The following is a 13038-nucleotide window of genomic DNA, read 5'->3' on the forward strand; positions in this document are numbered from 1 at the left end:
AATATTCACTGAGAACGGATAATTTGAATGTCTCGCTGAACATTCTTCTGGGCTTTCTTTTTTTCATTTCTATACTTTTGTAAGACCCAAAAGGTGTCAAGCTATTTCAGTACAAGACACTATGTGAAAAAATTAATAATCGCTCCTATTGGAAGTTTTATTATTTTCAGTATCTTTGTTAATTTCAAAAGTAAGGATTTCTTTAAATTAAAAGCAAGACATATTAGGTCATGGAAAACAAGGAACTGTTAGAAATGGTAAGAAGCAAGGCGCAAAGCTGGCTTACTAAAAGTTATGACGCTGAAACACGTGCACAGGTGCAGGCTCTGTTAGACAATGAAGATCCGACGGAACTGATCGAATCGTTCTACAAAGACCTGGAATTCGGTACAGGTGGCTTGAGAGGCATCATGGGAGTAGGTTCAAACCGTATGAACATCTACACGGTGGGAGCAGCCACACAAGGCTTATCCAACTATCTGAAAAAGGAATTTGCCGATCTGGACCAGATCAAAGTTGTAATCGGCCATGACTGCCGTAACAACAGCCGCAAATTCGCTGAAATCTCTGCTGACATTTTCTCTGCAAACGGCATCAAGGTTTATCTGTTCGAAGACCTTCGCCCAACTCCTGAAATGTCATATACCATCCGCAAGTTGGGATGCCAGAGCGGTATTATCCTGACTGCTTCGCACAATCCGAAAGAATATAACGGATACAAGGCTTATTGGGACGATGGCGCCCAGATGATCGCTCCGCATGATAAGAATACGATTGCCGAAGTAAACAAAATCCGCAATGCCAGCGAAATCAAGTTCAAAGGCAACAAGGAACTGATCGAAATCATCGGTAAAGAAATCGATGAACAATATATCAACGACCTGACAAAGATTTCTCTTTCACCGGAAGCTATCGCACGTCACCACGACATGAAGATCGTCTACACTCCGATCCACGGAACAGGTGTAACGGTTATCCCGCCGACATTGAAAGCATTCGGCTTCACGAATATCATCCACGTACCCGAACAGGACGTAGTAAGCGGCGACTTCCCTACCGTTGTTTCTCCGAACCCGGAAGAGCCGGCAGCTTTGGCTCTGGCAGTTGAAAAGGCTAAGGAAACAGATGCCGAACTGGTATTGGCTTCCGACCCGGATGCAGACCGCGTAGGTGCGGCAGTGAAGAACAACGAAGGCGAATGGGTGTTGCTGAACGGCAACCAGACCGCTTTGATGTTCGTTTACTACCTGATCACCCGTTGGAAAGAACTCGGTAAGATTAACGGCAAGGAATATATCGTGAAGACAATCGTTACAACCGAGCTGATCCGTACGATCGCCGAAAAGAACGGTGTCGAAGTGTACGATGTCTACACCGGCTTCAAATGGATTGCCGATGTCATGAAAAAGAACGAAGGCAAGAAGAACTATATTGGTGGCGGTGAAGAAAGCTACGGTTTCTTATGCGAAGATTTCGTTCGCGACAAAGATGCCGTTTCTGCTTGTGCCATCCTGGCCGAAATCGCAGCTTGGGCAAAAGACCAGGGTATCACGATGTACCAGTTATTGCAGAACATCTACGTTCAGTATGGTTTCTCTAAAGAAAAAGGCATCTCCGTTGTAAAGAAAGGAAAGAGCGGTGCTGAAGAGATCGAAGCGATGATGAAGCACTTCCGTGAAAACCCGTTGCAGGAAATCGCCGGTTCCAAAGTCACACTGTTCTATGACTACGCTTCCTTGAAAGGTAAAGATTATGTAGAAAATGAAACCTTGTCTTTGGACATGCCGACTACATCCAACGTTCTGCAATACTTCACCGAAGACGGTACGAAAGTATCCATCCGTCCTTCCGGTACGGAACCGAAGATCAAGTTCTATTGCGAAGTCCATTCCAAAGTAAAGAGCCTCGACGAACTGCCGGCAGCCGAAAAAGCAGGAGCAGAAAAGATCGAAGCAATCAAGGCTTCATTGGGAATCTGATTCCGAACCGGAAATAACCGAATATAAAAAGAAGGGGCATCACTGTAAAAAGCAGGTGCTCCTTCTTTTTATTTCAAATCTTTCGCACCGAAACAAAGCGGCAACAGCGATTCGGCACTTTCGGCCACCACCACCTCTTTCGTTCCGCACAGCAAAACTTTCATTGGCTTGCCATAACGCTGTTCCGTCTCAAGCAAAACCTGGCGGCACGCCCCGCAAGGAGAAATGCTCTCGACCTGCCGGCCATTCGTGGCAGCTGCGATAGCAAGGGCGACAACAGGCATATCCGGATATTGATGGCCGGCATGAAACAACGTCACACGCTCGGCACATAAGCCGGACGGATAAGCTGCATTCTCCTGGTTGCTGCCGGTCACGATCGTGCCATCCTCCAGCAAAGCCGCCGCCCCGACATGAAACTTCGAGTAAGGGGCATACGATTGTTCCGTTGCTTTCAAGGCTGCTTCCATCAACGGCAATTCCTCATCCGGCAATTCGGCAAGAGGATATATCCGGATTCTTGTTTCCAACTTGATCTCTTTCATAAGGCAACATTTTAAATGATACAGGCAAAAATACTAAAAATTAAGCCACAATTTGAATGCCGACAATTTTTCTTCACTGATCGTCACTTTGGTTTTATATGGAGGACGGACCGTTACCACGATCTTTCCGTTAAAATAAGGTTCCGCATGGTCGATGGCATCGATACAAACAATGACCTGCCGGTTAGCCCGGAAGAAACGGCACGGATCCAACTGATCCGTCAATTTATTGAGCGATAAATCGATAATATGTTCCTGCCCGCTCTTCGTAACGGCGAACGTCACCTTATTTTCCGAATAAAAATAAGCTATTTCATCTACCCGTAACGTCCAGAAGCGATCGACTCCAGAAATCAGAAAGCGGGAACGATAGCGCTTCTCCTTATTTTTCAGCGTATCGAGAAGCATATCCAGATAATCCTGTGATTTGACATAGCCGTTCCCAATCATTGCCTCATACTTCTGAATGGCATCCGAAAGGCGTTTTTCGTCTACCGGTTTCAGGATATAGTCGATGCTATTGACTGAAAAGGCACGGATGGCATACTGGTCGTAGGCAGTCGTAAAAATAATAACGGAAGAAGGGTTTGCCGCCGAAAGGAAATCGAACGAATTCCCATCCGCCAACTGGATATCGAGAAAGATTATATCCGGATGCGGATGCTCGCGAAACCACAAGACCGCTTCGTCCACACTGCCCGGCAGAACGGTCACGTTCCACTCCGGACGCAGGCGCGTCACCATCGAGTTCAATAGGCGGGCCGCCGGCACTTCATCTTCTATTATGACTACATTCAATTTATTCATACCAACAACGGAACTTTTACAGTAAACATTTCTTTTTCATGCAAGACAAGTATCTCCTCCCCTAACATCAACTTGCACCGGTTCGACAGGTTTTTCAGTCCGACACCTGACGACTCCTGACTTTTCCGGGGTTGCACAGGATTGCTGACGACCAGATGATCTTCTTGCACGAAAATATCGATCTTCATCGGCCGGGCAGATGTAATCGTATTATGCTTGATCACATTTTCCACCAATAGCTGCAAAGTAAGCGGGGGAAGCATGGCTTCGGCCAGGTCGGCAGGGATATCGCATGCACAACTGATACAATCGCCCAACCTCACCTTATGCAGAAACAGATAGGAATCCAGAAATTCCAGTTCTTCCGCGAGGGAGACCAACGTTTTGTCCTGGCTTTGCAAGACATAGCGGTACACACTCGATAAGTTTTTAGTAAAACGGACTGCATTATCAGGATTATACTCGATTTCGGCTATTAATGTATTCAGGCTATTAAACAGGAAATGAGGATTCAACTGGCTTTGTAGAGCCGTGTAACGAGCCGTATTGTTTTCTTTCTGCAACGCTGCGGCTTCCTGCTGCAATTTCAAGGTATTCTGAATAGAACGGTTTGCCAGCAATAAGCCTAAGATGACCAACTCGACCAGCCAGACAAGCAGCAAAATACGCCATCCTCCATTGGGGAAGATCAGCGGATCGTTCATACCGACCAATATCTTGGCAACCACCAGCAAACTGTAATTCAGCAAAAGAAACAACAACATGACGATCGCATATATCACGACAATCTTCCATCTTTTCCGAATATTCAACGCGTACTGGTTATTCATCCACGAACTGATCCGCAACGTCGAATAACCCAGGACATTAAAAGCAGCAACAAAGAAGACAAACGCCCCTTTCGAATACAGAACGTCCGCCACATGGGCGGAAAGTTCCGTATAATTAACGAGTAAGAGATAGGAAAAAGCTCCTAACCCGGAAAACAACAAACCATATAAAATTGCATTCCACTTCATACCCGCTTCATTCGAATAACAGAATATATCATTTCACACACAATCAATATTTATTTAACGCTTTTATCAAATCTGAATAATAACCCTGTGCAAGTACCTTGGCCTGTACGTAGTTCAACTGCGAAGTCTGCCGGTACGCTTGTGCTTCTATCACTTCCACTACCGATATTTTACCTTCCGCATACCGTTCGAGAGCCATCCGTTCGTTTTCACGTGCTTTTTCAAGCGAGTTTTCAGCCAGATCGACCCGTTCGAGTGCTTGCGACAAAGAGGTACGGGCCGTTTGGACTTCGAGGTTCACCTGATCTTCGACTTTGTTGATCCGGTCGTTTGCCATACCGATTTTCATTGTCGAAGCCCGCTTCTCGTTCCGGCGTTTCCCCCATTCGAACAAAGGTACGGACAATTTGGCATATACCACATAGTTAGGATCCAAATCCGCACGGAAATCATAACCGGGAGACGAGTAACTTCCGTCCAACCCGATGTATAACTGCGGTTTGTACCGGGAATCCGTCAGTTTCAACGAACTCTCCGCCATTTTCAACTGGTCGTGTGCCATACGGATTTCCGGTCTTCCTGCCCCGTCCGAAATCCAGATATCGTTCGTGTAGCTAACCTTAGGAATGCTTCGATCAATTTCGATCGTATCCTGCAAATTCACCCCGATCAACGAGTTGAGAGCCATACGGCCTGTCTCGAAATTACTTTTTGCCTGCAACAGCTGATATTCCGCCTCGTTCTTCTTGACCTCGACCATCAATAACTCCTGCGGGTCGACCAGGCCGGCCTCCACCCGTTCGCGAATCGTCTGTGCCAGGATAGCCATCGAATTGCGGTAATCAAGCGCCACTCCGACAATCTCCCTGCGCGCTACCGTATTCCAGTATTGCATATCCGTCTGATAACAGACAGCCGAGCGGAACAGTTCTTCCTGGTTGGAGGCGAACGAATGGCGATACCCGGCCATCCGGATCGATTCCAGAATCCGCCCTCCCGTATAAACGGGTTGGAGCAAAGAAAGGGAAGCCCCGTATTTCAGGTCACGGCCTTCAAAAGTCATCGGCTGTTCCAGCGAAGGAAGATCCAATGTCAATTGCAACGGCTGCCCGGTATACTGGAAATTGGCATTTCCAGACAACTTCGGCTTCCAGTCCGCCTTCGCCGCTTTTTCCAGTTCGATGCTGGCAGATATATTCTTGTCTGCCGACTTCAGATCATGGCTGTATTCCAAAGCCATAGACCGGTATTTCTCAAGCAACGGACTTTGCTGGGAATAAGAGACTCCGGTACAGAGCAGGAACGCACTTATCAATAGATGCTTTTTTCTCATATCTGTTCTTTTTTTACCTTATAAAATAGCGTGTACAATGCCGGGGTTACAAACAAGGTCAGCAGTGTAGCAAAGGTCAATCCGAAAATAATGGTAGCAGCCATTCCCCCGAATGCAACATCGAAAAGAAGCGGAACCATTCCGAGAATAGTAGTCGTTGCCGCCATCAGCACCGGACGTGTCCTGGAAACGGTAGCCTCGACAACCGCCGTATAAGGGGCAACGCCGTTCTTTCGCTGTACGTTGATTTCATCCAGCAGGACAATCACATTCTTTATAATCATCCCCAACAGCCCTAACCAACCGGCAATGGGGAAAAAGCCGAAATCGAAACCGGTCAGCAACATTCCGACCGCCACTCCTATCAGCGACAAAGGCAACACACAAAGAATAATAATCGGTTGCCGGAAATTGCCGAACAAAGCGACCAGGATCACAACCAACATCAGGAATGCCAGCGGGAAAAACTTGGCTATCGCCTGCATGGCCTCCCGTTGATCCTTATATTGGGAATCCCAGAAAAAGGTATATCCTTCGGGCAATTTCATCTGCTCGACCTCATGGCGGATCTCGCCATGCACTTCTGCCATCGTATGCCCCGGTTTCACGCCGCACATCGCCGCCATGGACAATTGCCGGTTATAGGTGCGCACCTGTGGAAACTCCCAAGTTGTCTCGATCCGTTCCGTCACCTGCGACAAGGGAGCCGACCGCTCGCCGTTCCACACGGAAAAGCTCCCAAGCGAACGGACATCCGTCACTTTCGCCCCAGCCGATTTCAACAAGACGGGAACCTTTTTCTCGTTATCGCGATAGACGCCGACCATCGTCCCGTCATTGATAGACTTGACGGACTCCATCATCGAAGCCTTGGTTATACCTAACGCACCGGCCTTTACCGGATCATAGACCGGACGGATCATCATAGACATATTGCCCCATTCATTACGGGCATCGGCTACCTTCGGATTACGGCGCATGATCTCGATAGCTTCTCCCGCCAGCGAATCCAACACAAGCGGATCAGGTCCGAGAAAACGGGCTTCGATCACCGCCTCCGTAAGCGGGCTCAATTCAAACTTATTGACTTTGATCAGCGGGCCGGGGAAGCGCATACGAATCGAGTCTTGCAACAAGGCATGCAATTCCCGCGACTCTTCGGAAGATTTACATTTGACCAGGACTTGTGCATAATTGGATTGCGGGCCGAACGAGACGTTAGAAAGATAATGGCGCGGCGGAGTACGGCCGACATAAGTCGAAACCATCTCCGTCTGTTCATATTCCCGGATATAGTCCGCCATCTCCGTTGCCAACCGGTCTGTTTCTTCGATCTGCACGCCTTCCGGCAGCCAGACATCCAAGGTGAAATACTGCTTGTCCAAGGCCGGGACAAACACTTTCGGAATAAACTTGAAGCTCCAAGCCGAAAAGACCAGCATCACGACCAGGCTACCGATCGCAACTGTCCGATGCCGTATCACCCAATGCAGGGAAGAACGGAACTTCTCATAATATCGACCGGAAAACAATGAATCCTGCAATTCTTCAGGACGAGGACGCCGCACGAACTCCTGGATAAAGAAGGGAGTCTGCGTCAAAGCGAATATCCAACTGAACATCAGGGAAACACCGATAACAACTACTAACGAAGACAAGAGTTCACCTGTGATATGAGGTGAATAATAAATAGGTAAAAATGTCAAGATTGCAATCACGGTAGCCGCCAACAGAGGAAGCGCCGTTGCCGAACAAGCCCGCATAACCGCCACCCGTTTACGCATGCCGCGCTGCATATTGACCAGTGCCGAATCCGACACCACAATCGCATTGTCGACCAGCATCCCCATTGCGATAATAATGGCGGCCAACGACATGCGCTGCAACGCGATTCCCGATCCGAACATGACGATCAAAGTCGCAAAGATGGAAAAGACCAATCCGCTCCCGACCAGGATTCCATTCTTAAACCCGATAAAGAACAACAGGATCGCCACAACAGTAATAACCGAGATAATCAGGTTGAGGATAAATCCCTGATTGGCGACATCCGATTCATAACCCTGGTCATATATGGATTGCAACTCGAATCCTTCCGGCATGGTTTCAGCCAGCTTGCCGATACACGTTTTCACGGCTTCCGCCATGTCGACCACATTTCCTGTCGGGACGGTGGAGATAGCGATACCGACAGCCGGCTGGCCGTCTATCCGCATCAGGTTGGAAGCCGGTTGCTGATAGCTTTCCTCGATCGTCGCGACATCGGCCAGGCGGAAATGCTCCCCGGTACGCGAGACAATCGTCAGATCCCGGATATCGTCCAGCGAATAGAAATTACCGGTCGACTCGATCCGGATCCGGTTCTGCCCGGCATCGATACCACCGGCATCCACCACCCGGTTCTGAGCATCGAAAGCACGGGCGATATCGACTGTCGTAATGCCGCTGCGCGCCATCACGGAAGGGCTTACGGACACATCTATTGTCGGTGTCCGGACTCCGTATATTTCGACTTTGGCAACATCTTTGACCTTCAGCAACTCGTTCTTGATGAGTTTGGCCCGGTCTTCCAGTTCACGATACGTATAACGGTCTCCGGTCAGGCCATAAAACACCCCTAAGACATCGCCGAAATCGTCGTTCACGATGGATGTACCGGCTCCAGCCGGCAACTTTCCCTGTACGTCGTTTACTTTCCGGCGCAACTTGTCCCACAACTGCTGCATCTCGTCGGCACGGATTTCCTTTTTCACATAGACCGTGATTTTAGACAATCCCGCCCGGTTCTCCGTCTTCAGGTAATAGAGTTCGCCGAGCGATTGAATCGCCTCTTCCAGCACATCCGTCACTTGCGACTGTACTTCCATCGGGGAAGCCCCAGGATAAGGCGTCAATACCAAAGCCTGCTTGATCGTGAAAGGAGCGTCTTCCAACTTTCCCATCTTGACATACGAGAAAAGTCCTCCGGCCAGGACCAAGACCAGCAACAACACCGTGACAGCTTTCTTTTGCAGAAAATACTTTATCAGTTTCATCGTTTTCCTTTTTCTGAAATTGATACTTCCATGCCGTCCGACAAGAAACGAAGCCCGCTTGTCGCCACCACTTCACCCGCTTGCAACCCTTCCTCGATCCGGACAGTCCCGTCCGGCAATAACTCACCGACCGTTACGGACTGCCGGGTAACACGGCCTGTTTCAGGACTCACCACCCAGACAAAATCGCCCACCGAAGGACGATGGCAAAGAGCCGTCTGCGGAACAGAGATACTTCCGGAAACCACAGGGGCAGATTGCAGTAAAGCCTTACCCGACATACCTGACAGCAACCGGTTTTCTTCATTCGGAAGAATGGCTGTCAACAAATATGACAGGTTGTTACGGGTCGTTCCTTTGGACACCTCGACTACGTTTGCCGTATAAAGCCGGTCGGGCTGTGTGTCGAAACGCAGACGAATCGTATCGCGGGGTCTTATGGAGCAAGCGATATCCTGCGTCACATAGACTTCTATTTTAAGGCGGTCGATGTCGATAAAGGAAATCACAGGCTGCGAGGCCTTTACATCCTGAAACTTTTCCAGATAAACTTCTCCTACATATCCGTTGAACGGAGCTGCCAGCTTCGTATCTTCCAATTCATTCACAGCTGTCTCGAATGACGACTTTGCCGACACATAATCCGCTTTCGCTTTCTCATAAACACTGGCCGCCACATTTTCTTTCTCAAACAAGATCCGCACACGTTCATATTCGGCTTTTGCCTGGAGATAGGCCGCCTCCGCACGGTTCCGGCGAATCCGGAAATCACGCGGATCGATCCCGGCAATGATACTTCCACGCGTATACCGGCTACCGGCATACACGTCAAACTGGTCGATCGGACCGCTCACACGAAAAGAAAGCTCCGAGGTCCGGAACGGTTGGGCAATAAAGGCAAACTCCGTATTGCCTTCAGCAGAAACGGATGATACGCGGACCGCATTCACCTCGATACCCTCTTCTTTTTTCACATCCTTGCCTTTACAGGAGACAAGCAACAGGGCGATGCCTACCAGCAGGACGGGATTTAATCTAATCTTCATATCTCATCTTTTAAATTCCGTTCAAAAGTAAAAGACTTGTTCTGTTCGTATCAGAAATTTGTTTCCGAAACCGGACAAAACGCTACCGAAAAAGGAGTTTCTTATACCAAAGAGAAAAAGGGATATTGAATATTAAATTATTTGAGTGTAGTATCTTGATAATACTAAGTAAATCATTGCATATTGTAATAATATGCATACATTTGTACAATTCATAGTAATAAAATGCCCCCACGAACCCCGCGTCAACCTGGTTCGGCCTCTCATCAATAGAATGAATGTATTTAGTAAGTTAACTTTGAAAACAATCAGAGAGTATGAATGTACAAGAAAAAAAGAAAATGAAACGATGGCTATTGCCATTATTGCTGCTATTTCTGGTAAATGGAGTATCTTGTAGTGACGACGATGTCGATCCGGATTTACCAGAATATAAAGTTATCGAATTGAATACGGAAGACCACCGATTTGAAGAATTGAAAACCATAAATGTTCTAACTGATATTAAATGTCAAACGAATACAGATGACATATTTAGATTGGTTATTCGAAATGATTCCGCATTTATCTCGTATTTTGGCTCTTTGTTGTATCCGACAAGATTGCCATCTGATTTCCCTATCTATGGAAACCCATTTATTTTTTCAGGAACAGTGAAGGCGAGTCCTGAAGGTGTGGATTATTATCCATTGATTCTGGAAGAGTTTAAATATGAAACATTACAAGCAATGTAAAAACAGAAAGATTATGAAACGAATATATTTAATAACAATACTTTTGTCTATTGCTTATTTTGTGAATGGACAAGTTCAGATTAATTATCAACCGACAACTGATCTGTTAGTAAAAATCAACAAAGTGAATATGGCTACTCGGTCAGTTGCTAATATTATGATGTTACCCACTTTCGACATACAACAAATGCTGGAAGAAGATAGTTTGGATCAAATCGGAACTGTTGAGGTACCTTTCCGTTTCGGAAAGGGATTTGATACGGATTTAACTTTAAACGAGAGTGGATTGTGGCAAAACACAGATGATGGAAGAGTTTGGAGTATGCATTTTCATTCTTCCAAAGCTAAATCCCTGAATTTCATTTTTAATAATTTTTATCTACCGGACAGTGCTGAATTATATATAGTGAATGCGGATCAGACAGTTTTGTATGGACCGGTTACAGCTTCTTGTATTCCGGAAGATGGATTTTTTATGACAGACTTAATTTTAGGAGAAGATGTCTCAATCTATTTATTTGAACCCAATCTATGTATGGGACAGTCTCGGCTAAACATTACAAAAGTCGTTCATGCTTATAGGGGATTATCCATTGAAACAGATGGAATAATGAGAAGTTCTGAAAGTTTATTACCTTGCCATAATGATGTCGTTTGTTTTTCTGACTGGAGTAATGAGTCTAGTGGTATTGCTTTAGTTTTATTAGCGGATGGAACGGCTTGGTGTAGCGGTTCATTGATCATGTCTGCAGATAACAGTTTTAGGCCTTATTTTTTAACTGCTTTTCATTGTATCGATGCTGACAAGCAAGGATCTCTTTCTGCTGCAGAGATTAATCAGGCAGAACACTGGATGTTTAAATTTGGATATAAGAAAAGCTCTTGTTCCTACAGTTATATTTCTTCGGGAATTAGTTTTAACGGTGCAATGTTCAGATCTGCTTATCGTGATACAGACTTTGCATTAGTAGAATTAAATTCTAATCCCGGTAATACCCAATATCCGTCTGCCACTTGGCTAGGTTGGGACAAAACAGGGAGTACGCCACTCTCCGGAACATATATTCATCATCCATTGGGGACTCCTATGAAAATATCATTTGATGTAAACACTTTATCTTTACATAATGGAACATTAAATTGGAGTAATGGCGCATCTTCAATAAACACACATTGGAAAACAAGACTGGATAATGGAGTTGTTCAACCAGGTTCTTCTGGTTCTCCGTTATTGGATCAAAATAAAAGAGTAATAGGTCAACTTCATGGCGGAAATGCTACGTGTTCATATAATGAGGATACTTATTCTGGTGCTTTTCACAAATCTTGGACAGGTGGAGGCAGTAATTCTACCCGCTTAAGTAACTGGCTTGATCCTAATAATAGTGGAGTCATGACAACAAACACATCTTCATATCCCTATATTTCCGGGGCTGATATTATCTGTCCATATGATAATCCTCATTCTTATTCTGTTTCAGGTATCCCAGCAAATACATCGGTAACATGGACTTGTACTGGTGGCATAAGCATTTCTGCTAATGGAACATCTTGTACTGTTAATGCCTCAACTGCCGGATATGCTTCAGTTTCTGCGCACATTAACAGTTCTACGACTATCCTTACCAAAAATATTGAAGTCTCTTCCGATCCTGCAGATCCGAATGCTCATGTCTATGTTTCCGGGTATTCTATCGGCAACGGTATGATTCGTCTTGAAGTAAGCGCTCCTGCTATATATGGAATCAGGTCATACATCTGGAATGCTCAGTCCATTGGTGGAGGTGGTTCTTCGCAAAGCACACAAACCGGACCGAATGGAGATTACTGGACGATTACCGCCGGCAACTATAACGTCGAAGTGCGTGCCGTCACCCAATGCGGACATATTGTCGGGTCAAATACGATCTATGCAGCCGGAAGTTATTCTTCTTCCGCTTCCCCGAATCCGGCAAACAATACTTTAAATGTAAATATTGAAGAATTGGAAAACGAAGGAGTGAACGCCCTTCCTGCCGCTTCGAGACAAACGTCAGCTTATTACGACATCCGTCTTTATAATTTGCAAGGTACATTGTTGCGCAGCCTCCGCGTCGCAAGTGGACAAACATCCATAGATGTCTCCGGACTGCCTGGCGGCAACTATTTCCTCCATGTTTATAAGGACGGAACGGCGGAACCGCAAGTACACAAGATCATCATCAGCCATTAACCCCGTCGTGCACGCACGACACCTCGGTTTTTGAAAAAAAATGCTTGTGCGTCCGCACAATTCCCTATTTCGAACAAAAAAGGCCTGTCGCGCGTGCACAATTCCTTATTTTTACCGGAAAAAGCAAATCGTGCATGCACAATTCGTTATCCGAGGCAAAAAAAGCCTGTCGTGCAGACGCACAAGCCTATTTTGATGAAAAATGACAAATTGTGCATGCACGACAAGGCTTTTAAGCGGTTTTTGAGCTGCGGTCTCGAAAACAAACGTTATATTTACACCAACACAACTTGTTGTGCGAACAATCAACAATATTTAAACTAAAAAC

The 13038-nt window shown here is 46.2% G+C and carries 9 protein-coding genes; 3 read left to right on the top strand and 6 right to left on the bottom strand.

Translation table 11 applies throughout. The annotated features are described in order from the left end of the window. Positions 1 to 230 precede the first annotated feature (230 nt). The gene (locus H8S65_RS18460) at positions 231 to 1979 is read left to right on the top strand and encodes a phospho-sugar mutase (RefSeq protein ID WP_186931317.1); all 1749 of its coding nucleotides are present in this window, start codon (positions 231 to 233) and stop codon (positions 1977 to 1979) included. A 68-nt stretch (positions 1980 to 2047) separates the two neighbouring features. Here the strand turns inward: H8S65_RS18460 and cdd are convergent, their stop codons facing one another. The 6 genes from cdd to H8S65_RS18490 are packed head-to-tail and all read right to left on the bottom strand — an operon-like array spanning position 2048 to position 9764. After that, positions 2048 to 2524: a cytidine deaminase gene (gene cdd, locus H8S65_RS18465; protein WP_148478634.1), complete on the bottom strand. Its 477-nt coding sequence runs from the start codon at positions 2522 to 2524 to the stop codon at positions 2048 to 2050. 33 nt (positions 2525 to 2557) lie between these two features. Further along, positions 2558 to 3331, bottom strand: a complete 774-nt coding sequence (locus H8S65_RS18470) for a LytR/AlgR family response regulator transcription factor (protein WP_186931318.1) — start codon at positions 3329 to 3331, stop codon at positions 2558 to 2560. Continuing rightward, positions 3328 to 4350: a sensor histidine kinase gene (locus tag H8S65_RS18475; protein ID WP_186931319.1), complete on the bottom strand. Its 1023-nt coding sequence runs from the start codon at positions 4348 to 4350 to the stop codon at positions 3328 to 3330. The genes H8S65_RS18470 and H8S65_RS18475 overlap by 4 nt, the downstream gene beginning before the upstream one ends. Before the next feature lie 43 nt (positions 4351 to 4393). After that, entirely contained in the window at positions 4394 to 5683 is a 1290-nt protein-coding gene (locus tag H8S65_RS18480) for a TolC family protein (protein WP_186931320.1), read from the bottom strand. Then, complete coding sequence (locus H8S65_RS18485; RefSeq protein ID WP_186931321.1) at positions 5680 to 8718, bottom strand: efflux RND transporter permease subunit; 3039 nt, start codon at positions 8716 to 8718, stop codon at positions 5680 to 5682. Before H8S65_RS18485 ends, H8S65_RS18480 begins: the two co-directional genes overlap by 4 nt. Further along, positions 8715 to 9764 carry an efflux RND transporter periplasmic adaptor subunit gene (locus tag H8S65_RS18490; RefSeq protein WP_186931322.1) on the bottom strand — a complete coding sequence of 350 codons (1050 nt, stop codon included), beginning with the start codon at positions 9762 to 9764 and terminating at the stop codon, positions 8715 to 8717. The genes H8S65_RS18485 and H8S65_RS18490 overlap by 4 nt, the downstream gene beginning before the upstream one ends. Positions 9765 to 10081: 317 nt before the next feature. Here H8S65_RS18490 and H8S65_RS18495 point away from each other — a divergent pair, with 317 nt between their 5' ends. Together H8S65_RS18495 and H8S65_RS18500 are read left to right on the top strand one after the other, a co-directional pair. Further along, on the top strand, positions 10082 to 10498 hold the full coding sequence (locus H8S65_RS18495) for a hypothetical protein (protein WP_186931323.1): 417 nt from the start codon (positions 10082 to 10084) through the stop codon (positions 10496 to 10498). A 13-nt stretch (positions 10499 to 10511) separates the two neighbouring features. Further along, positions 10512 to 12710, top strand: coding sequence for a trypsin-like peptidase domain-containing protein (locus H8S65_RS18500; protein ID WP_186931324.1), 2199 nt, complete (start codon positions 10512 to 10514; stop codon positions 12708 to 12710). Positions 12711 to 13038: the final 328 nt, after the last annotated feature.

This window comes from Parabacteroides hominis, from assembly GCF_014287585.1.
Taxonomy (GTDB): Bacteria; Bacteroidota; Bacteroidia; order Bacteroidales; family Tannerellaceae; genus Parabacteroides; species Parabacteroides hominis.

Excerpts from the sequence above, each read along its gene's own strand:
- H8S65_RS18460 (WP_186931317.1), top strand. The coding sequence starts at position 231 with ATGGAAAACAAGGAACTGTTAGAAATGGTAAGAAGCAAGGCGCAAAGC.
- cdd (WP_148478634.1), bottom strand. The coding sequence starts at position 2,524 with ATGAAAGAGATCAAGTTGGAAACAAGAATCCGGATATATCCTCTTGCC.
- H8S65_RS18470 (WP_186931318.1), bottom strand. The coding sequence starts at position 3,331 with ATGAATAAATTGAATGTAGTCATAATAGAAGATGAAGTGCCGGCGGCC.
- H8S65_RS18475 (WP_186931319.1), bottom strand. The coding sequence starts at position 4,350 with ATGAAGTGGAATGCAATTTTATATGGTTTGTTGTTTTCCGGGTTAGGA.
- H8S65_RS18480 (WP_186931320.1), bottom strand. The coding sequence starts at position 5,683 with ATGAGAAAAAAGCATCTATTGATAAGTGCGTTCCTGCTCTGTACCGGA.
- H8S65_RS18485 (WP_186931321.1), bottom strand. The coding sequence starts at position 8,718 with ATGAAACTGATAAAGTATTTTCTGCAAAAGAAAGCTGTCACGGTGTTG.
- H8S65_RS18490 (WP_186931322.1), bottom strand. The coding sequence starts at position 9,764 with ATGAAGATTAGATTAAATCCCGTCCTGCTGGTAGGCATCGCCCTGTTG.
- H8S65_RS18495 (WP_186931323.1), top strand. The coding sequence starts at position 10,082 with ATGAATGTACAAGAAAAAAAGAAAATGAAACGATGGCTATTGCCATTA.
- H8S65_RS18500 (WP_186931324.1), top strand. The coding sequence starts at position 10,512 with ATGAAACGAATATATTTAATAACAATACTTTTGTCTATTGCTTATTTT.